Annotated in this window: 13 protein-coding genes; 7 read left to right on the top strand and 6 right to left on the bottom strand. The window is 47.0% G+C overall.

All coding sequences use genetic code 11. The annotated features are described in order from the left end of the window. Positions 1-56: 56 nt before the first annotated feature. Positions 57-833, bottom strand: coding sequence for a 2,3-dihydro-2,3-dihydroxybenzoate dehydrogenase (locus AACR75_RS14495; protein ID WP_047690692.1), 777 nt, complete (start codon positions 831-833; stop codon positions 57-59). A 176-nt stretch (positions 834-1009) separates the two neighbouring features. Between AACR75_RS14495 and AACR75_RS14490 the strand changes: the two genes are divergently transcribed. Both AACR75_RS14490 and vabE read left to right on the top strand, forming a co-directional pair. Next, complete coding sequence (locus AACR75_RS14490) at positions 1010-2197, top strand: isochorismate synthase (RefSeq protein WP_013857268.1); 1188 nt, start codon at positions 1010-1012, stop codon at positions 2195-2197. Positions 2198-2200: 3 nt separating this feature from the next. After that, the gene (vabE, locus tag AACR75_RS14485; RefSeq protein ID WP_047690690.1) at positions 2201-3832 is read left to right on the top strand and encodes a 2,3-dihydroxybenzoate-AMP ligase VabE; all 1632 of its coding nucleotides are present in this window, start codon (positions 2201-2203) and stop codon (positions 3830-3832) included. 111 nt (positions 3833-3943) lie between these two features. Here the strand turns inward: vabE and AACR75_RS14480 are convergent, their stop codons facing one another. The 5 genes from AACR75_RS14480 to vabH form a co-directional block, all read right to left on the bottom strand. After that, positions 3944-4867, bottom strand: coding sequence for an isochorismatase family protein (locus AACR75_RS14480; RefSeq protein WP_197056810.1), 924 nt, complete (start codon positions 4865-4867; stop codon positions 3944-3946). Positions 4868-5114: 247 nt separating this feature from the next. Further along, positions 5115-6428, bottom strand: coding sequence for a vanchrobactin export MFS transporter VabS (vabS, locus tag AACR75_RS14475; RefSeq protein WP_047690685.1), 1314 nt, complete (start codon positions 6426-6428; stop codon positions 5115-5117). A gap of 102 nt (positions 6429-6530) precedes the next feature. After that, positions 6531-15017, bottom strand: coding sequence for a vanchrobactin non-ribosomal peptide synthetase VabF (vabF, locus tag AACR75_RS14470; RefSeq protein ID WP_047690682.1), 8487 nt, complete (start codon positions 15015-15017; stop codon positions 6531-6533). A gap of 105 nt (positions 15018-15122) precedes the next feature. Then, a complete protein-coding gene (locus AACR75_RS14465) occupies positions 15123-15317 on the bottom strand; it encodes an MbtH family protein (protein ID WP_013857274.1) in 195 nt (64 codons plus the stop codon). Positions 15318-15338: 21 nt separating this feature from the next. After that, a complete protein-coding gene (gene vabH, locus AACR75_RS14460) occupies positions 15339-16679 on the bottom strand; it encodes a vanchrobactin esterase VabH (protein ID WP_047690679.1) in 1341 nt (446 codons plus the stop codon). A gap of 164 nt (positions 16680-16843) precedes the next feature. Between vabH and fvtA the strand changes: the two genes are divergently transcribed. From fvtA to rsxC, 5 genes are all read left to right on the top strand, one after another. Beyond that, the gene (gene fvtA / locus AACR75_RS14455; protein WP_013857277.1) at positions 16844-18925 is read left to right on the top strand and encodes a TonB-dependent siderophore vanchrobactin receptor FvtA; all 2082 of its coding nucleotides are present in this window, start codon (positions 16844-16846) and stop codon (positions 18923-18925) included. Positions 18926-19064: 139 nt separating this feature from the next. After that, positions 19065-19772, top strand: a complete 708-nt coding sequence (locus AACR75_RS14450; protein WP_047690676.1) for a 4'-phosphopantetheinyl transferase family protein — start codon at positions 19065-19067, stop codon at positions 19770-19772. A gap of 157 nt (positions 19773-19929) precedes the next feature. After that, a complete protein-coding gene (rsxA, locus tag AACR75_RS14445; protein ID WP_010318463.1) occupies positions 19930-20511 on the top strand; it encodes an electron transport complex subunit RsxA in 582 nt (193 codons plus the stop codon). 1 nt (position 20512) lies between these two features. Next, a complete protein-coding gene (gene rsxB / locus AACR75_RS14440) occupies positions 20513-21100 on the top strand; it encodes an electron transport complex subunit RsxB (RefSeq protein ID WP_013857280.1) in 588 nt (195 codons plus the stop codon). Between the two features lie 8 nt (positions 21101-21108). Then, positions 21109-22994, top strand: a 1886-nt coding sequence (gene rsxC / locus AACR75_RS14435) for an electron transport complex subunit RsxC (protein ID WP_047690673.1), incomplete at its 3' end; no start/stop codon positions are given.

The following is a 22994-nucleotide window of genomic DNA, read 5'->3' as shown; positions in this document are numbered from 1 at the left end:
ACCACTAAGGTGAAGCTCCCGTTTGCTTCACCTTGCCTATCGTCAGTGGCCTTCACCTAATTATCGAGCGTAGCGCCGCCATCCACTCTCAAATCATGCATGGTGATTTGACTTGCTGCATTCGACATCAAAAACATAACAACCCCAGCAATGTCTTCGGGCTCCGCCATTTTGCCAAGGGGTATCCCCAAACGGTACTGTTCAAGATTACCTTTTATCACTTCTCTTTCACCATATTCGCTGTTCCATAACTGCGTTTGCATTTCGGTGCGTGTTGAGCCTGGGCTAACGATATTGCATCGAATTCCATCGTTTGCAAGCTCAAGAGCTGCGCACTTGACCAACATATGCAAAGCCGATTTAGATGCCGCATATGCTCCAATATTGAGCCGAGGCGTATTCGCTGAATTAGAGCCAATCACAATAACATTGCCACGCTGGCGCACTTTCATTCCTATCGCTACACCTTGCAAAGCGGCTAAGGTGCCAAACGTATTGACATCAAACATCGCTTTGATCTCTGACATCGATAATTCGGTGATTGAACCAAGGTGCAATGTGCCCGCGCAGCTGATGAAATGAGCAAACTGATAGCGCTCATTCAGTTCTTGTACCCTTTTTTTGACGTCGTCATGATGCTGTAAATCAAGCTCATAGCAATGAAGCTGCTCGGTATAGCGCGCGTTCAAACTCGCTAATTGCTGAGTTAATTGGTGGTGATTTTTATCCGTCGCTACAACTCGATAACCGCTCGCCAGTAAAGATTCCAATACGGCATAACCAATCCCCTGCCCGGCTCCAGTCAATAAAACCGTTTCGTCTAATTTCATCATTTTCCTAACTTTACTCCGTTAAATCCACACTAAACCATAGCCATAACTGAATCTCAGCCTTAGTTAATAACATTAATTATCATTTGTTATTGATAATTATTATCATATATAATCTGCATACTTTAGTGGTTTGTAAAATAATAAGCAATTAGGCGTAACACGTTATTAATGGAGTTTTGGTGATGAAACGTGAAGTTATTGGGTTTTCAAAAATGGCTAATCAGCTATTGGATGAGCACTTAAAAGAATCTCCCTTCTTTTTTGCTTCGCCTCACAACACCATGCTTGGCGTGGGAATTGCTCATCAGTTCAATCAAGCGATCCCATTCTGTAAGCTGGCGGATCAAGCAACCAAGATGCTAGAAGCAGCAAAAACAGATGAGTACGACAATCCTATTTTATTTGCGACGATTCCTTTTAATGAAGAGACGGCGACGCGTTTCTTCATTCCAGAAAAGCTCTATGTTTCTGGTAGCCCACGGGCCAGTGAAAAAGAAGGGCAGCAGAGCCACAAAGCGACCATTGTTTCACCGCCAACGGGCAACGACTACAAACAAGGAGTCACAACCTTACTTGAGCTGTTTAATACCACCGAACTATCAAAAGTGGTGCTATCACGTTTAGTGAAACTCTCGACTCCACAACACATCGATCAAACTCGTTTATTGCGTAATCTGTTGTCCATCAATCGCAATGGCTACACTTTTTCTACTGAAATTGGCCCTAACGCCAAGTTAATGGGAGCCAGTCCCGAGTTGTTGTTGGCGAAGAAAGGCGGGTTTATCGTTTCTAACCCCCTAGCAGGCTCGCGTCCTAAATCAAACAATGCGGTGCAAAACCAACAACGCTCCGCTTCATTACTTGATACGCAAAAAGATCTGAATGAACATGCCTTCGTCGTCGAGGAAGTCGAGAAAGTGCTCAGCCGCTACTGCCATAACTTATTTACCCCTATGGTTCCATCAGTGATTGAAACCGAAACGATGCTGCATTTATCAACAGTGCTTGAAGGACAAGCCGATGATCCGATGATTAACTCGTTACGCATTGCAGCAGAGTTACACCCCACACCCGCAGTGTGTGGTTATCCAAGATTATCGGCTTACCAAGCGATTAAGCAGATCGAAACCTTCGACCGCGGCTACTTCACTGGCATGATCGGTTGGTGCGACGCTCGGGGGAATGGCGAGTGGGTTGTCACGATACGCTGCGCTGAAGTGAGCCAAAACGAGATGAGTGTGTTCGCTGGAGCTGGCATTGTGAATGAATCCTCACCACAAAGTGAACTCGATGAAACCGGGGCAAAAATGAGCACCATTTTGAAAGCCGCTGGTATTGAAATTGATGAATTACTTACCGCCTAAGGAGTGGTCATGAATAATCTTAACCCGACCGATTTTACCCCTTGGCCAGAGCAGTTCAGCCAGCGCTATCGTGAACAAGGCTACTGGCAACAAAGAACCTTATTTGATTATTTCAGTGATTCCGTAAAAAAAAGCCCTGACGCCATCGCACTGATTGATGATTTCGGCCAGTACAGCTATCAAAATTTATATCAGAAAATGATCAGCCTTGCGGCTGGCTTGAGCTCCCTAGGTTTGCAGCGGGGTGATAATGTCGTACTACAAATGGCCAATCGTGCTGAATTCTATCTCTGCTTTTTTGCCTTGACCATGCGGGGCATTAAACCGGTTCTAGCTCTGCCAGCGCACCGCTATCTAGAGCTGAGCTATTTTTGCCAACATACTCACGCCAAAGCCTATATTTTTTCAGACGATATCGTGGGCTTTGACGCGCAGCAAACCGCGCAGAAACTACGAAGTAGTTGCCCTTCTCTCTTGCATACCATTGTTTGCGGTCAATCCTCACACGAGCAAATTCAGGAATTAGATACGCTTTACCACTGCGTGGAAGAAGATCCTGTTACTGATTCGGTCTTTGCTGATCAAGTGGCTTTTTTCCAGCTTTCCGGCGGAACAACTGGCACTCCCAAATTGATCCCTCGTACGCACAATGACTACGCTTATAGCGTACTTGGTAGCATTCAAATTTGTCAGTTTGGTCCACAAACGAGGTATTTGTGTGTTCTTCCCGTTGCGCATAACTTTCCACTCAGCTCGCCCGGCGCATTGGGCGTCTTTTACGCTGGCGGTTGTGTCGTGCTCGCTTCCGATACCACACCGCACACCGCTTTCCGTTTAATTGAGAAGCACCACATTACTGTTGCAGCACTAGTGCCGCCGTTAGCGCTACTGTGGATGAAATACGCCGAGTCCGCTACAGAAAACATCGCGAGCCTCACTCTGGTACAAGTCGGCGGAGCGAAGTTTAGTGAGGCCGCAGCAATGCGCTTACCGACTACTCTCCACTGTCAATTACAGCAAGTGTTTGGAATGGCTGAAGGGTTGGTTAATTACACACGACTTGATGACCCACTCAGCGTGATTGTTACTACTCAAGGACGCCCAATTTCAGCTGATGATGAAGTGATGATAATCAACGATGAGGGTGAGCCCGCTGCGGTGGGTGAGGAAGGCTTGCTCATGACCAGAGGCCCTTATACGATTCGAGGTTATTACCAAGCTCCAGAACATAACCAACGCTCATTCACCGACCAAGGCTTCTATATCACAGGTGACAGAGTGCGTAGGACGGCTGAGGGCAATATTATCGTCACGGGACGAGAGAAAGATCAGATCAATCGTGGTGGTGAAAAAATCGCAGCCGAAGAAGTTGAAAACCTGCTACTTCAACATCAGGATGTTCATGATGTGGCTTTGGTTGCTATTGCTGATGAGTTTCTTGGTGAACGCAGTTGCGCCATTGTCGTTCCAGATAACGGTAAAACGCTCAAACCCATTACTCTCAAACGATTTTTACACGCTCAAGGATTAGCAGAATTTAAGATCCCTGATCACATCCATTTCGTCGATGAATTACCCAAAACCCCTGTGGGCAAAGTCGACAAAAAATGGTTAAGAACGCAATACTCTCACTAATCATGGCAATACAGGCGCTCAAATAACTTAAAGATGAAAAAGCCAATATCGTCGATATCGGCTTTTGCTGGGCGATGCGTTCTCTTTCCCTATTCTAGTGGTCCAGTATACTCAAACTGGTTGCTCTTCAGTGGAACGCGTGTCCGTTACTTGATGTGACGACTGAGCAACAACACTAGGCTCCATCACATGCCACCACTCTCTTAAGGTTGAATATTTAATCATCTCTGAAAAGGCGCACTCTATGCCCATCTTGCGCCATGATTCAAATAAGGTAACCGCGCGGATAGAATCTAAGCCAAGAAAAGTGAGCTTCTCATCTACATCCACTTCATCTAAATCGAGATCCAATAGCTCAGCCACTTGCTGACGCATCTGTTCAAGGCTCAATAAACCGGTTTCTTGACTGTGGATCATTTGTGGTTTTAATGCCTCAAGCGAAGTCACGCAGCCAACACGCTCCGTGATGTATTTCAGCGTATGATGATGATCTTCCAAAGAGAAGTCAGCCACAGCATCACCGACCACAAAAGGCTGTATATCCAACATAAAGGCATCTAACGCCGTTGATAAGATACCTATATGTGCATAGACACCCACAATGATCAACTGGTCACGCTGTGTCTCTTTCATCCACTCCAACAGCGGCGTTTTCTTAAACGCGCTATAACGCCATTTGGTGTATTGGATATCCCCGTCTTCAGGTGAAAGCTCAGACACAATCTCAGTATCTTTTGTCAGCCCTGTTCCCCAAAAATCAGTCAGCAGCGCTCTCTCTATTGGGTCTTGGTTAGGAGGTTGTGCTGTGTACACCACGGGGATATTTGCCTGACGAGCCAGTGATTTCAGCTCTGAAATATTCGCTAATAACTCAGGAACGGGTGCCTGAGAATGATCAAAAAAGTTGATAAAGTACTTTTGCATATCGTGAATGAGCAGTACCGCTCTATCCGCTTGGACATGCCAATGAACTTTGTTTTTCGGAAATGTTTCAGCCAACGGAATGGAGTAGCTGGCTATTTTGGGAATCGCCATAAATGTAATCCTTGTTAAAAGAGGCTTTTCTCGTTCGTGATGCCTTAAAGCCAATAACGACTTCAGAAATAAGAGGCTCGTATTCGTCGACAACCGCCACATAAATGGTAACAATTATCATTTCATTAATACTAAAGTAGTCTACGCATAAAAATCAATTGTTAATGAGATTAATTCTCAATTATGTGCGTAACATGTCGCTCTCGACTCACGGCAACGCAACAAGAGCCCACCGCAAAACGAATAGCTAATTCATCGTTTGCGCCGCAGGTTGGGAAGTGACCTCATCTGAGGAGACGTTAGGTTCTGAGCTTGTGTTAACGATAAGCGCTGGATCAAACAGAGTCGCTTGGCGTAATGAGCGAAATGCCATCACCATCAACGCACCAATTCCCGTTGCACCCAAACCAAAAGTGAGGATCGACATCGTTGGTGCTAGCACTTTACCCAACGCCCCTAAACCGAGTGCTCCTATCGAGTCTCCCGATACATCTTGCGCCGTCCATAAGCTACTTACGCGGCCTAACAGGTGATCTGGAGTGTGTCCTTGTACGATCGAATATTGAATCAAAGAAGCGACCGAACCCAAATAACCATAGCCAACTAAGATGAGAGCAAACCACCAAAAATTATTCACAAGCCCCATAGCCACAATCGCTAAAAATGAGCCTAACGTCGCGTAGATTAAGACCATTCCTGGCTTTTGCGACTGTTTCACCCAACCTGAAGTCAATGCGCCACACATCGCCCCTAACGGAATGGCCGAATACATCACACCTGCGTTAGCGGCGGTGCCCTGAAATGAGACTAAAGCTAACGCAGGGAACATCACTCTAATCGCAGTTGCTAATGTTTCGAGTGTGCCAAACAGCACCACACAACCAACCACTTTGTTTGAAAATAGAAATTGAACACCTTCATACAGTGATTGAAATGGATTCTCTGGCGTATGATGTTGCGGTTTCATCGAAGGTAATCTAAACAGTGGGATCAGCGTACAAAGCGTTCCAACAGAAGCCGCAATATAGTTCCAACTGACATCACCGACAGTGATCAGTAAGCCGCCAATCGCTGGCGAAAGAACCATACCCAATCGAACCGTTAGCATGCTCAATGCGGCAGCTTCAGGTAATTTTTGTCGCCCAACAATGGTCGGTAAAGCAGCCATCAAGGCCGTCATACCCATAGCGCCAAAAAAACCATCCCACACCGAGAGTATATAGAGAGCCACTAAGGAGGATTGCGCGACTATGCTATTGAATGCTAATGCAGCAAACCCAATACCACAGGTCGCGCGCGCAAACAAAATCAATCGACGGCGATCGTACTTATCGGCCAATACGCCTCCTAGCAGCAGGCCAACAAACATCCCGATACCATCCAATGCCATGATAAGACCTACCTGCAAGGTCGAACCGGTCATTTGATGTATCTGTATCGGCACTGCGACCGTCATCATGCCAAGAGCAAGCACTGACATCATACGGGCCATAAAGACCATTCGGAAATGTGGGTTGTTTTTCAGTAGGCTAAAATCTAAAAATATATTCTTTATATTCATACTATTATCTATTCAAACCAGAATGTAATGCTTTCAAAACATCGCGGAAATTAAGACGAAACCAGCCTTGATACGCACTGGTTTCGTCGATGGTGGTTTTTGTTATTTTTTCAGTGCAGCCTTCGACTCCAGCAGCGTATTTAAACATTCGCCAATCTGGCGTACATTTTCTGGGGCCAAGATATCTTCATGTGAACAATCAAACTGATGTTTAATCAACTGGCCAACAAAAGATTGCCAATGAGCATCAATATCATAACCATCTGGCACCGTACGTTGCGCCACGAAAAGGTGGGCCGGACCTTGATAATCAGACGTTTGTGCCTGTGCAAGTAGACGTACCGCATCTTCATAGTTAGCGGTAATCTCATTGAACATCGCCAAACGTTGCTCATCTAATTCAATGTCGGTTAGCTCATTGATGGCCAGAAACTGCTCTTTTTCACGCTCAATTTCGTACTGCTCTTCTTCATCCATCGGGCCATCCCAGTTCTGACCCTCCGGTGGATAGGTATCCAATAACCCTAAAAAGTGCACCTCTTCACCCTGCTGTTGAAGCTTCGCGGCTAATTTTTGTGCCACAATCCCGCCAAATGAATAGCCTAATAGATGGTAAGGTCCAAATGGCTGTATCTCTCTTAAGACGGGTAATAAACGATCACACACTTCTTCCATCGTTTCACTGGTCGCCATCGCTCCGCTGGGCCGAGGTGATTGCAAACCATAAATGGGATAATGTCCTGTCAGATATTTAGGTAGCCCTGTGTATTGCCAAGCAAAGCCAGAAGCAGAGTTGACACAAAAAAGTGCTGGGCCACTTCCGGCACGGATAGGCAGCACTTCGCCAAAACCAGCTAAGGTAGGGTCGTTAAAAGCATCGTCATCCAGCAACAAACTCGCCAGTTTCTCCACCGTAGGATTAACCATGATTTGACCAACTGTGACAGGTAGGTTTAGCGCTCTTCGAATATCTGCCGCTAATTTCATCGCCAGCAGTGAATGCCCGCCGAGCGTAAAGAAATCATCATCAGCAAACAGTGTTTCGACAGCTAATACTTGAGAAAATAGCGTCACCAATTGTGTTTCAAGGCCCGGATGAGCCTTGCGCCCTACCCGTACTGCGAGGTCATTTGGCCGCGGTAATGCTTTTTTATCTAGCTTACCGTTGGCGCTAAGCGGATAGTGATCCAGTAACACGATAGCCGCCGGAACCATATGGGCTGGTAAATGTTCGGAAAGTTCAGTGCGTAGCTTCTCGCCATTCGTTACGCTCATATCATGCGCGATGACGTAACCGATAATTTGCCGTTCATCAGCGCCTAACATACCTGAATGAGTAGAGAGCGTCTGAGCACAGACCACCGCTTGTTTTACCGCAGGAAGTGCCTGTAATGCGCTTTCAATTTCACCCAGTTCCACACGCTGCCCGCGAATTTTTATCTGATCATCACTGCGTCCTAAATACTCAATCGAGCCACACGCTAACCAACGTACGACATCACCAGTGCGGTACATTCGCTCGCCACAAGTAAACGGATTGGCGATAAACCGATCTGCCGTTAACGCACTGCGATTAAAGTAACCGATGGCTAATTGCTCGCCAGCAAGATAGAGCTCGCCCGGCACACCGATTGGTACAGCTCTTAAAAAGCTATCGAGCACATAAACTTGGGTGTTCCATACCGGTAAACCAATCGGTGCACTACGGCCAACGCTTGCGTTTAATGCCTCGCCGTAAGCTGGATAATAAGTCACGTCAACCGCCGCTTCCGTCGGGCCGTACAAGTTATGCAGCGGTGCATTAATTCTACGTGCGTACTGATGGCAGAGCTCTTTCGCAAGCGCTTCACCTGAGCAAAATACTTGCTTGAGGCTTGGTGCTACGGTGAAACCCGTTGGCTGATTCGCTTCAATTGAGGCCATGAAAGCTGCCAGCATTGAAGGTACAAAATGCATCGTGGTCACGTGATAATCGTCAATTATTTGCAATAACCATTCAGGGTCTTTATGCGCTTCAGCCGGAGCCATCACTAAGCTCGCCCCTTCCAGTAAGGGCCAGAAAAACTCCCACACGGAGACATCAAAACTGCAAGGCGTTTTTTGCAATACCACATCCTCAGAGCTCAAGGGATATTGGTGCTGCATCCACTTCAATCGGTTGACAATCGCTTGATGAGAAACCAACACCCCTTTTGGGTTACCCGTTGAACCTGAAGTGTAAAGCAAGTAGGCCGCATTTGAGGGGGTAAGCCCATCTGCGCGGTTCTGCCGCTCTGCGCGCACGGGGGCTGGTAACTTATCCAACAACAATAGTGTCGCTAAACCTTCAAAACGTGAGGTGAATGAAGAGCAAGTGATGATCAGCGCAGGCTTAGCATCATTGATCATGTAGGCCAAGCGCTCATCTGGATAACCAACATCCAACGGTAAATAAGCCGCACCACATTCGATAATACTGTAGATCGCCAAGCTCAAGGTTGCGCTGCGTGGCAAGGCAACAGCAACAATATCCCCGGCCTTAACACCTTGCTGAAGCAGCAAATCGGCAATGGCGGCCACCTGCTCAGCCAGTGCTTGATAGGTAAAACGGTGCTCACTATCAATTAAAGCCAACTGATGTGGAGAACGTTGTTGCTGCGTGATCATCAAATCACGCAGTGTCGTGCGTTCAACGGCGGTTTTGGTCTGGTTGACGCGTTGCTGCAATTCAATTTCGCCACTTAACCGCAGATCCCATTCAGCGAAAGGCTTATCACTCGACACCATAAACTCATCCAGCATTTGCTCAAATCGTTGTACGATCTGTTTTGCTACGCCGACTCGGTCTCGATATTCAAACAGGATATGCAGTTGCTCTCCCGGTAAGACGAGAATGGTTAATGGATAATGGGTATAGCCACGATTGTGGATAGCCATTAATTTCGCGCCGCTAAAATCTTGCTGGTACCAACGGCTATGATCTGGATAGTTTTCGACCACCAGCAAAGTATCAAAGAGTGTTTTTCCACCCACCAGTTGCTGGATCTCACCCAAGCCAAGTTCATCGTGCTCCAGTAATTGGATTTGGATCGCTTGGTGCGCTTTTAATTGCTCACTCAAACTAAGGTGAGGTTGCAGTGTCACACGGACAGGCACGGTATTACTGAATAACCCTATCTGTTCATCAATACCGGCAATACGGCTGAACCGACCAGAGATTGGCGTACCAAAAACCACCTCTTCACGGCCCGTCATGCTGGCGAGAATACTCGCCCAAAGGCCTTGCATTAAGGTGCTCATGGTTAAGCCATGATGTCGTAAACACTGATTTAACTGATCCGTTTTATGCTTTGATAGCCATAACTGATGCTCGTTAACTTCCTCGCTAAGCGGAATATCATCAAAAGCCATACTCGGCTGGACATCAGCTAATACTTTGCACCAAAGCTCGGTCGCAACGGTTTTATCACGCTGCGTTAGCTGGCTCACAACATGAGCATAGCCGACGGTTACCGGAGGTAAATTCGAGACCCCTTGGGCGTATGCACTGAGAAAGTCATTCAATAAAATCGGCGTTGACCAGCCATCGACCACCAGATGATGTGCCGAAAGGAGCAGTGTGCTTTGCTGATCACCATGAAAAATCAACTGGGCCTGCAACAGGCTGTGGGTAGGATCGTTAAGGTCAAACTGGCGGCTTAGCTCTTGCTTCTCTAACTGATCAATCAACGCGCTTTGCTCATCACCACTCATGTTTGTTATGTCATAACGTGTCAGTGGCCAACTTGGATTAACCTGCGTCATCACCTGTACGGTACGCCCCAATATCGAACTATCAAATCGAGCGAGCAACTGCGGATGACGCCTAATCACCGCATTAAGCGCTTCGCTCACGCGATGCTCAGACAGTTGACCTTGGAAAGTAAGACGCGTGGTGGAGTTATAACTGCTATTTTTATCCCCTAATTGAGATTGGAACAGTAATCCTTCTTGTAAAGGCAATGCTGGCAGTACATCCGCTAACTTGCCATAGTGGTGTTGCAATAGGCTCGCTTGTCGCAGTGTGATTCCCGGCTCGGTATAGTCAGCAGGTACAGAGAGGTCCAACTCAGCACTATCGCCAACTTGTAGCGCTTGCTGTATTTTGAGCAGCTCACTTTCAATCTGTTGGCTCAACGACACCATTTCCTGTTGGCTGAACAGATGAGCATTCCAAGACCAGTTGAGCACCAATCGCGGCGTTGCCGATTCTTCGACGAAAATATTTAGCTCTAAGGGATGCTGCAAAGCTCGTTCACTGTTTAAGGTGACGGCAAATGTATCGGCAAACTGCCCACTATATTGCTGTGGTGACCACTGACCATCGCTGCTTTGGAAACGGCCAAGGTAATTAAACAGCAATGACGGTTGGCGTGTATTCGCTAATGTGCGTAATTCATCTCGATACGGATTATCAAGATAGCGCAGCACCATATAACCTAGCCCTTTATCTTTCACACTGCGCTTACTTTGCTTCACTTCACGTAACCGCTCGCGGTAATCACCCTGCTTTGGCACGTTAATGATCAACGGATATTCGGTGGTAAACCACCCTAGAGTTTGGTTGAGATCGATCTCCTCTTTACACTCTTCACGGCCATGAGATTCGACGTTCACTTTAATCTCTTCACACCCATAAAGTCTTGCGATCGCCCCCGTGACCGCGGCTAATAGCATCTCTTCAATATCGAGATTCGTCTGGTGTGTGGGTAATTCCAATAACGGCTGCGTAACGGCATGAGAGAGTGGCGTACGCCAATGCGTCATGCGTATTTTATCGACAGTATCCTTGATGGGAGCAACAGCACGCTGTGCCTGCGCTCGCCAAAATGGCATTTGTGCAGCAGCGACCGCTAAATGTTGATACAGCGCTTTTGACCAACAATGGATACCGGTAACCTCCTCAGAAATCACCGCTACTTCACCTGTGACTTGTGCTTGAGTTAATGCCTGCAACTGCGGAAGCAATATTCGCCAAGAGACACCATCGATAAGGAAATGGTGAGCAAGGATCATGAGACTTTTACGCCCACTGCGCTCCGTTATCATCATCAAGCGTAATAGCTGACCCGATGCTATTGACATCGACTGACTGCGCTGGCTAAACAGACTGTCCAACACGGGGCCATCTAGCCTCTCAACCGAAACCGATTCAACCCAGTTTTTTACATCAAGATTTTGCAGCGCCTCAATATGGTATTGCTGCTCTTTTTGGACCAAGCGACACACGGAATGGTTGGCGACCAGTTGCACTAAACTGGCTTGCAAGTGCGCTAATTGGGTTTCGCTTTCCACCTCAACAAGCACACTTTGCACATAACTGGTTGTATTAGAAAATGTCTCCTCAAACCATTGCCACATAGGCAGAGGCCGAATAATACCTTCTTGTTTCTCGCGCTGTTGCTGCTGTAGTGGCACCATTTGGCCCGCCATCATACCCAGTTGACGGGCTGCAAAAATAGCTTTGGGTCGTAGATCATAGCCCGCCGTTCGCAATCGCGTCCCAAGGCTCATTGCCGAAATACTGTCCCCGCCTAGGTTAAAGAAGTCATCTGACATTCCTACGTCACTGACACCAAGTAGCTCGGTGATCGCATCACATAACAGCTGCTCTGGTTGGGTTATTGGGGCCACGCGTTCGCTACGCATGCCTGCCGAGTACTTAGGGAGCGCTTTTCTATCGATTTTCCCATTCACATTCAAAGAGAAAGCATCCAAGATCATCACATTGGCTGGCTGCATATAGTCAGGCAGCGCCTGTGCGATAAGACTTTGCAGTCTTTGCTCTGTGAACACGGGTTGAACTGACTCATCCTGAGTCCCTTTCTCTAAAGTACAGTAAGCCAATAAACGATGAGTATCGCCAACAGGCTCTGCCACGACTACCGTCGTATTGACACCAACAATCGCATTAATAGCACTTTCTACATCGCCCAATTCAATACGAAAACCGCGAATTTTGATTTGGTGATCACACCGGCCAACAAAATCCAGTAGCCCATTGTCTCGCCACTTCACCAAATCACCAGTGCGGTACATTATCTTGCCATACGCAAAGGGGTTCGCCACAAAACGTTCTGCTGTCATACTTGGCTGGTTGAGGTAGCCCTTTGCTAACCCCGCACCCGATAAATAAAGCTCACCCACCTCACCAATAGCGACAGGCTCTAAATTTTCATCGAGCACGTAAACACAAGCACCGGCAATCGGTCGACCAATGACAGGCGATGCATCTGCATCAAGCGAAGCGCTGATCGCATCAACCGTAAATTCTGTTGGTCCATAAAAGTTTTCCACCAGCAGTTCGGGAAACTCACTCACGCGTGACCAAAGCTTTTGTGGTATGGCTTCACTACCAATCAAAACTAACGTCGGCACGTGATCGTTCGTCATTAATCCACTATCGAGCATTTGATCAAACAGTAAAGGCGGTAAATCAAGAGCATCGATATTATCTTCAGCAACACACTGAACCAGTTCGTAGGCATCTTTCCGTTGTTCATCGTCATACAAATACATAGTATGGCCAGACAACATCCAGAGTACTTGCTCCCAAGAAGCATCGAAGGAGAATGACGTCGTATGCGCTGCACGAACAGTAATAGCTTGTTCTGGTAACTGACGACGTGTCGCCAGTTTTCTGATAGCCGCAGAAAAAATCGAACCTTGATGAGAGCGCAGTAAATTCAACAGCGCTCCATGTGTGTTCATGACCCCTTTCGGGTGACCAGTCGAACCTGAAGTAAAGATGATATAAGCCACGTCGCTGTGACTGATCGTCGGTTTGGGTTGTGGTGCTGTGTGAATGCGAGCCAATTCAGGAAGAGCAATAAACCTAGGGACGTAGCTTATCGATGAATAAGCCATGTTTTGCTCATTCTCCTCCACAACTAAGCACCAAGGGCGTGCTTGTTCAACAATCGATTCAATACGTTCAACGGGATAATCAAGATCGATAGGCAGGTAAATCGCACCCGCTCGCAAAATCGCTAGCATAGTCACGACGCTTTCAGGCCCACGTCGTAACGCGACACCTGCAATATCGCCTTGGCGCAAACCTGCGGTAATCAGTTGATCCGCTCGAGTTTCAATGAGGTGATTGAAGGCATCAAATGTCCAACGCTGCTGTTTAAACACCAAGGCATCTTCGTTTGGCTTGCTCTCAACTGTCTGCTGCCACACATCCAGCACGGTTTGCTCTGTTTCATGTTCATGTTGTGGCCCCACCGACCACAAAGCAATCTGCTGCTTCTCGCTCGGCGGGATTAACTCTACCAAATCAAGTGGCTGTGTTGGATGGTTGGCAATCTGCTCTACCATCGCAACGAAACGAGCGGCATGAAGTTCTAATGACTCTTGGCTATATTTGGTGCTGTTGGCCGTGATATTAACACTCAGTGTCTGACCATCGAGCACTGGCGAAAATTCAATCTCATCAATCGGACCTGCCGAGAGGATATGTGTCTCAGTCTCTACGCCAGATAAACTCAGTGCAGCTTCAAAGGGTTTAAAGTTGAGTATCGGGCCATAGAGCGGCTGGCCTACTAATCCCAAATCACGCTGGATCTGCTCAGCGTCATACATCTGGTGGCGACGAACTTGGCGGATATTTTTATTCATCTCTCGCGCCACATCAATAATGCTCATTTGTGGATGAAGTGACAGCGCCACCGGCAGTACATTCACTACCGCACCAGCGGCACAAGTGGCGGCATTGCCCATTCGGCGCATAAAGGGGACACCAACACACACTTGCTCTTGCCCAGAATGTAAATGGAGATAAGCAAATACCATCGCCATCGCAAGCTCGGCAGGTAACAACTGTGGACTATTGCGAGTTAACCACTCTCCACCGATTAATGGCACGGTGTGAGTGATCGTGCTCGATGATGTATTGGCTGCGCTACCTGTGGTGAGCGAAATAATATTGGGTAAATGAGCCGCTTGCGTTTGCCAAAAGTCATACGCCTGCTGGCGCGCTGCTGAGTCTAAAAATTGCTGATATTCTTGAATTACATCACTAAAAGCGCTGAACTCTTGAGGTTTCGCAGCGCCAATCCGCCAATGGTTATATAGTTGGCAGATGTATTGACTGATGGCATTCACGCTGAACCCATCCACGTCAATATGATGGTAACGTTGATACCAAAACCATTGCGGTGCATTGCTTGAACCAACATCAATTAAACAGTGTCGGAAACGCCTCTTTCTTGATGAAATGTCCAACCGCTGCGCAAGATCGTGCTTCATCCACTCCCGAGCCGACTCTTCTGGCAAGGCGGCTTGTGAAAAGTCGAGAATCTCAAGCCTCTGCCCTTCTTCATCCGCTGGATAAAACTGCTGCCTCACGCTGCCATCGCTCTCTAGATAATGGCAGTGGAGGGAATCAACGCCTTGCAAGCCGATGGCTACCGCGTTTGAAAATAACTCAATATCGATTTGACCTTGAATCACCACGTAGTGGGCAACATTAAATTGCTCTGGGTTGGGCATCATCTGCTCGGCAAACCAAATACCTTGCTGTGTGCCGATAAGAGGCCACTGATCCTCTTGCACTGATGAGTTGTACATCTCTTTATTCCTAACAAAAGTCATTGCCTATGTCCCTTTTTGTTACCCCGCTTAACAAGCATGAATGAACAGCGCCGCTATTGCAGGAGTCAAAACTCGTTTGGTTTAAGCTCGAATATCTAACCACTGAGCTTCGATGTAGTTGCAACACTCTTGTTTTGACCTCGGTCCAAGGATGGCTTGCCAACCAGCGGGAATGGCTTTGAATTCTGGCCATAAACTGTATTGATTATGCGAATTGATCAGCACTAAAAATTGATGCTTAGATTCATCAAAAGGGTTGGTGTATTTTTCTGACATATTTCTCTCTACCGATGAAAATTAAAGATAAGGTTCTAAAACATATGACAAGCCATCGATGATCCCGCCGCGCCAACAGAGTCGATCGTGACCGCCGTCAAACAGACGAAATTGAATCCGATGCTGTTGTGAAGCCAACTGTTGGTATAGATCTCGACTTAAATCGATCATGATGTCTTCGCCGCTACCCACTTCGAGGAAAAGCGCAAGACGTGAATTGGCACCTAAACCTTGATGTACCTCTTGGCTCATTTTGCTTAACCGCGAGTCGCTTTCCGGTGGACAATATTCACTGGGGGGTTTAACGATCGAGAAATCGGGCCACCAAAATGAACCCGATTGACAAACCACAGAACCGAATCGCTGCGGCCAGTGTAATACTGCGTACATTGCCGCTAAGCCTCCTAAACTCTGGCCTACGATCACTGTTTGGTCTGCATCGCGGGTTACTCTGACGCGCTCGTTAATCGAGGGGAGTAACTCCTCCATCACGGCTTGCCAAAACAGCGGATTACAACTGAGATCATCACTGCGTTGTTGAGCACTAATTTCATCAATCAGCACATAGAGCGCCGCTGGAAGCTTTCCACTGTGGGTCGCCTGTGAAAGAGCCTCATAAACCGGCATCGATTGAGACCAAAAACGGCCATCCAGCATCAACACCAAGGGTAACGGCTCAGAGGTGGGTCTTTGCGCGGTCGAATAAAGCCAAATCTCACGCGATGTACCGAGCAAAGTGCTGCTCCAAGTAAAGGTCGAATCAGCACTTTTGAAGCACTGACCTTGCGCTGAATCGAAACCGAGCCACTCTGTTTGCGTAAGCGCTTTAGGCATATGACAAGGTGTTTTCGCGCCCCCCCACTCGCATTTTGACAAATCATTTTGAGCCAGTGGATCAGCGCAACTCAGTGGAAAAATGGAGCGTAGCCATTGCCGATGTTGGTGGCGCATTGCATCGTATGAACCTTGGTAACTCGGCTGCACTAACGCTTCTGGGACAGGAATAAAAGAGTACCCTCCTCGCCAACTCTGTTTGACGCTATCGATATAAAACCACACATCGGTATTATCGATATGAGTAAACTTCGCCATCGAAAAACTGTGATGATCGGTGACACCATTAATATCAACGTAGATCGCTTGATTTGCGGCTACACTCGGCTTCGGCTCACGCCATAAAAAAAGAACCTTTGCACATTCGCCATTTATTTCAATCACATAAGGCATGCCGATCGATTGCACATGTGCCCACCAAGGCTCGTCACCAATAGAGCCGCCCTCTTGAATAAAACGGGCCAACACCCCATTGAGCTCAGCCCTCTCTTGTGAGCTCTCCTGATTAACAATCATTACTAAAACCACCCCATATCAAGCCTAGTATTTTTGAAACATAGAAACTAAGTAGCATAAAACTGCATTTATGATATTGCAAATAATAACAATTATCATTAACATTACAACCAGCAACAGTTGATTCGATAATGGTTGCAGCAACATCATTTTTTCTATTAAGGAACTTTTAGGTCATGAAGCCCATGGATATGAATAACGGTAATGGTAAGGCAGTCAGAAATATCAATAAGACTCAACTCGCCACACTGATTGGCATCCTCTGCGTGAGTACTAGCGCAAATGTTGTCGCGGAACAGCTCGAAAAAAAAGAGCCACAGAAAAAGCAAGATACTGTGGTTGTGGTAGGTGAGAAATTGGGAGGAACACTGGCCGAAAACACCAGTTCGCTCACCCTATTCACCGATGAAGTGGATGATGGTGAAAGCCGAGATTACTACGATCTGCTCGACCGCGTACCAAACGTACTCAATGCACCTTCGGGCATTCCACACATTCGTGGGGTCGATGGACGTGGCCCTGGCGAAGGTTTTCTGACCTTCATGACAGGCGCAACACCGCGCGTCAATACCACGGTAGACGGCGTGTCTGAATCTTGGTCTGGAGAAGCGTTTGGTAAAGCTGGACTGTGGGATACAGAACAAGTGGAAGTCTATAAAGGGCCGCAATCCACCAACCAAGGCCGCAATAGTATTGCTGGTGCAGTTGTGATCAAAACTAAGGATCCAACGTTCCACCGTGAGGGTAAAGTTCGCGCTGGTTATGAAAATGAAGACAGTAAATATCATCTCGCAGGGGTCGTGTCGGCACCTCTGGTTGAAGATACTTTAGCGTTTCGTCTTGCCGCCGAAGGTACCAAAGGCAATACCCCTATCGATTACTCTCTGCCTAACGGCGATCAGTACCCTTGGGATCCTTCCGAGCTCGAATCCTATAATGTCCGTGGTAAATTATTGTGGAAACCTCAAGGAAATGACAAGCTAACAGCCAAGCTAACGGTTGGTAGCCGTAATGAAGAGGGGCAATACACCAACTTCGTTACCAAGCCGGGCACACTTGAACTGCATAGCAAAAGTGGCACGCGTCGCCAAGAAACCAAAAGCTGGAATATCAACCTAGACGTCAATTATGTGATTAATGATGAACTGACAACGGATATTTTAGTCGCCCATCGTAACTACACCACCAAGTTCAAAGCTTATCCTGATACTAATTGGTATGGTGATGTGGATGAAGATAACTACACTGCAGAAGCAAAGCTTACATATCAATCACTTGATGAAAAGTACAATGCGATTCTAGGCCTAGCCAGCTTCTTCAAAGATCAATACACCGAAACAGATTCATTAAAACGTAAAGATGAAGTTTTAACCAACTCAATCTACTTTGACTCAAGAATTCGTTTGGATAATCGTTGGCAGCTATTATTAGGTGCACGTTATGAAAGAGATGAACTGAAGCGAGATTTCGATCACGCTACCCTACCACTCGATTTTAAAGCCGATGAAGATGACGGCATCCTATTGCCTAAGATTGGTCTATTACTTGATGTCTCAGATCACTCCACCCTCGGTCTTACGGCCCGTAAAGGCTACAATGCCGGTGGATTAGGCTATAACGAGTACAAAGAAGAAGTTTTTGTTTTTGAACAAGAAAAAGTCTGGAGCTACGAGCTAAGTTCTCGTTCAAGCTTCCTGGATGACAAGCTGGATCTGACCGCTAACCTGTTCTACAACGACTACAAAAATTATCAAACTTCGGTCTCAGGTGACAGCGGAAAACGCTTCGACACCTATATCACCAATATACCGAAAGGGAAAACTTACGGTACGGAAGTTGAAGCCTCTTACTGGTTTGATTCTGGGCTCGACCTGTTTGCGTTTGTCGGTCTTCTTAAAACGGACATCAGCGAAGGACCAACCGGTACTTCTACCAATCTCTCAGGCAATGAGTTCAGTTACGCTCCTAAACTGTCTGCAGGTGCGGGCTTTACTCAACACTTAGATTCCGGTCTATTTTTTGGTGCTCGTGTTAACCACGTTTCCGATTACTATACCGATTTAGCCAACACAGAGAGTAAAACGGCTGGCGATTACACCGTGTTCAATCTGAATGCAGGTTACACTCTCAACGATTTGACTATTCGCGCTTACGTGAAAAACGTCACTGATGAAGAGTACGTGATTCGCCAGAAAAGTGATCTCTACGAAGTCGGCGGTCCACGCACCTTTGGCATAGTCGCTGATTACCAGTTCTAGTTAATAACTCTGACTCACTCTCCTAGACATCAACACTTTGTTTTTGACTGGGGGAGTGATTTTTCACTCAATCTGAGATAAACGTCACCACGCAGGCGACGCATCGAACAAGTTCACTCACTCGATAGGTAAAATAGGCATGCTCATCATTCCAAACTGGCCATCTTTCATCCAATACCACCAGCTTGAAGTGAAGTACCTGCCTGAATACAAAAATAAACTTGAAGAGCAAGGGATCTCCCTGCCCTCTTCTTTAAACCAAGCCGTGCTAAAGCGCCATTGTGAATTTTTAGCTGGCAGGATGTGTGCAAAACACTGCCTAACCAAACTGGATCAATCACAGTCGCTAACGTTGGAGATTGGCAAGGGGAATCAAGCGGTTTGGCCGCAAAATATCGTAGGCTCAATATCCCATTGCCATGGCTACGCTATCGCAGCCGCCACTCACCAGACTCAAGCGTGTGCCGCTCTTGGTATTGATATTGAACAACTCATACGAGATGAATGGCTCAGTGGTATTCGCCAGCAAGTAATGACACCCGCAGAGCACATTTTTGCTCATCACTTTGCCCAATTAGCGAGCTTTATTACGTTGATTTTTTCCGCGAAGGAATCGATTTATAAAGCCATTTATCCATGGGTTGAACAGGTTCTTGATTTTCACGTGGTAGAACTGATCCATGTTGACAAACACGCCAAACGACTCATTTTTCAGATTCACACTGATCTTCATCCTTTTTTAAACCCGTCATGCACAATCAGCGTTGGTTACCACTGGCCTGACAGTGAGTATGTACTGACTTGGTGTTATTTAAGTCAAGCCCATTTTTCGACACATAAAAAATAGCCGGCTGACACTGCTTTATAACGCCCCATATCAACCTAATACTGGCGTAGCAGCGTACAAAATTCCGTCAAAGGTATAAAACCTTATCTTTCCTTGGTTGTTATTCGCTTGGCAAAGCACGATAATCACCAGATCGGAACTTAAGACTTATATAACTATGACCGAATATTTTTTGTTATTAATCGGCACTGTGCTGGTCAATAACTTTGTACTGGTAAAGTTTCTAGGGCTATGTCCTTTCATGGGCGTATCAAAAAAACTAGAAACCGCAATAGGGATGGGGTTAGCGACGACTTTCGTGCTAACTCTAGCGTCAGTGTGTGCGTATTTAGTAGAAAGCTATGTTCTTAAACCATTAGGTATTGAGTACTTACGCACCATGAGCTTTATTTTAGTGATCGCCGTGGTGGTGCAGTTCACCGAAATGGTGGTACACAAAACCAGCCCAACGTTATATCGCCTGCTCGGGATTTTCCTTCCTCTTATCACCACCAACTGTGCGGTACTTGGGGTTGCGCTTCTCAACATCAACGAAAATCATAACTTCATTCAATCCATTATTTATGGTTTTGGTGCCGCGGTTGGGTTCTCATTGGTATTGATTCTGTTTGCTTCCATGCGCGAACGCATCGGCGTAGCCGACGTACCAACGCCCTTCAAAGGCGCATCAATTGCTATGATAACCGCAGGTCTTATGTCACTCGCCTTCATGGGTTTTACAGGATTGGTGAAGTTGTAATATGAGCACAATACTCATCGCTATTCTTGCACTTGTCGCATTGGCCGCTGTGTTTGGCGCTATCTTAGGTTTTGCCTCTATCCGCTTTAAAGTAGAAGCCGATCCTATCGTCGATCAGATTGATGCGATTTTACCGCAGACACAATGCGGTCAATGTGGCTATCCGGGCTGTCGCCCTTATGCACAAGCCATTGCCAATGGCGATAAAATCAATAAATGCCCGCCCGGCGGCCAAGCAACCATTGAAAAATTGGCTGACTTAATGGGCGTTGAAGCTGAAGAGTCTGCGCATGATCTTGATAATAAGGTCAAAACCGTTGCCTTCATTCATGAAGATATGTGCATCGGTTGTACAAAATGCATTCAAGCTTGTCCCGTAGATGCCATTGTTGGTGGAACTAAGGCTCTGCATACCGTGATCAAGTCAGAATGTACTGGCTGTGATCTATGTGTTGCCCCCTGCCCAACGGACTGTATTGAAATGATCCCGGTAGAAACTACGACCGATACTTGGAAGTGGCAAATGAACGCGATTCCTGTTGTTGATGTTACCGACTCTGCCTCACGTGCGCAGAAAAGCGTGAATTAAGGATTGGTATGTTGTCATTAATAGAACAAATCAAAGCTGGCACTCTCTGGAACTTCCCGGGAGGCATTCACCCGCCAGAAAATAAACAGCAGTCAAATCAAACGACACTGACTCATGCCAGTATACCGCAAGAAATTGTATTGCCACTCAAACAGCATATTGGCCGAGCCGGTGATTTACTGGTCAGCGTTGGCGATAAAGTACTCAAAGGCCAACCACTGACACAATACACCTCAACCTTCATGTTGCCTGTACACGCTTCAACCTCTGGCATCATTACCGCCATTGAACCGCGCACCACGGCGCACCCTTCTGGGTTAAGTGAAATGTGTATTGTCATCACGCCTGATCAACAAGATGAGTGGGCAGTGTGCGCACCACTGGCTGATTATCGACAACACTCCCCAGAGCAATTGATTGAAATCATTCGTCAAGCTGGCATCTCTGGGTTGGGCGGCGCCGGTTTTCCTACTGCAAAAAAAATGCAATCAGGCCTCGCTCGCACTGATATTTTGATCATCAACGCCGCCGAATGTGAACCTTACATCACGGCCGATGATGTACTCATGCAGCACCATGCCGCAGAGATCATCGATGGGATCAGTATTGTAGAGCACATTCTTAAGCCCAAATTAACCATCATCGGTATTGAAGATAACAAACCTGAAGCAATTCAAGCGTTAGAAGCCGCCGCAATACATAAAGACATCTTGATCCGCGTGATCCCAACCAAATACCCTTCAGGTGGTGAAAAGCAGTTAATTAAATTGCTGACCAACCAAGAAGTGCCTGCGGGTAAAATTCCAGCCGATATTGGCTTGATGGTACAAAATGTTGGCTCTATCTACGCGATTAAACGCGCCGTCATGGATGGCGAACCCCTGATTAACCGCGTAGTCACCTTAACGGGCAATACGTTTAAACAGCCCCGGAATGTCTGGGTTTTATTAGGCACACCCGTACAATATTTACTCGAACAATTTGGCTATAAGGCAGATAAAAAATTACCGCGTCTTATCATGGGCGGCCCGATGATGGGGTTCACCCTGCCTCATTCGCAAGTTCCGATCACCAAAACCACCAACTGCATTCTGGCACCCACTCGTAAAGAGATTGCCTCTTCACAACATGAAATGGCCTGCATTCGCTGTGGTCAGTGCGCGGAAGCCTGCCCGGCCTCCTTATTACCTCAGCAACTGTTCTGGCACGCGAAAGCGGAAGAATATGATAAGTGTGAAGAACTGAACCTCAAAGATTGCATTGAGTGCGGGGCTTGTGCTTATGTTTGCCCCAGTGAAATTCCATTGGTGCAATACTATCGTCAAGCCAAGGCCGAGATAAAAACTCGCCAACAAGAATCAGAAGCCGCTGAACGTGCCAGAGTACGTTTCGAAGAGAAAAAAGCACGTTTAGAACGCGATAAAGCCGATCGCGAGAATCGTTTCAAAAAAGCAGCCGATGAACGTCGTCAAGAGATGAAACACACAGGCGGCGACGATGCGATTGCAGCGGCCATTGCTCGCGTTCAAGCGCAAAAAGCACAAACAGAAAACAACCCAAGCACCGTAAAACCCGCCGTTGCTGCGGCTATTGCTCGCGCTAAAGCCAAGCAAGCCGAAGCACTGCAAGCAGGTCAAGTCGAGCCAGATAACGCTGAAATGGTTAAATTGCGCGAAGAGCGCAAACGTCAAGCTCGCGAGAAAAAAGCGCAGCAAACCAGTGCTGATGCGCCACCAGCAGAAACTGGTGATGATAAAAAAGCGGCAGTCGCTGCTGCCATTGCCCGCGCGAAAGCACGCAAGGCAGAGCAGCAAACGGCGCCGAGTGAGCCTCAGCCAACACTTGAACCTGCACCTGCTCAACCTGAGGATGCAAAAAAAGCGGCAGTCGCTGC

Origin of the sequence: Vibrio sp. ZOR0018, from assembly GCF_963865925.1 — a bacterium.
GTDB classification, from domain to species: Bacteria; Pseudomonadota; Gammaproteobacteria; order Enterobacterales; family Vibrionaceae; genus Vibrio; species Vibrio anguillarum.
This window is presented reverse-complemented; position numbering and strand designations above follow the sequence as displayed.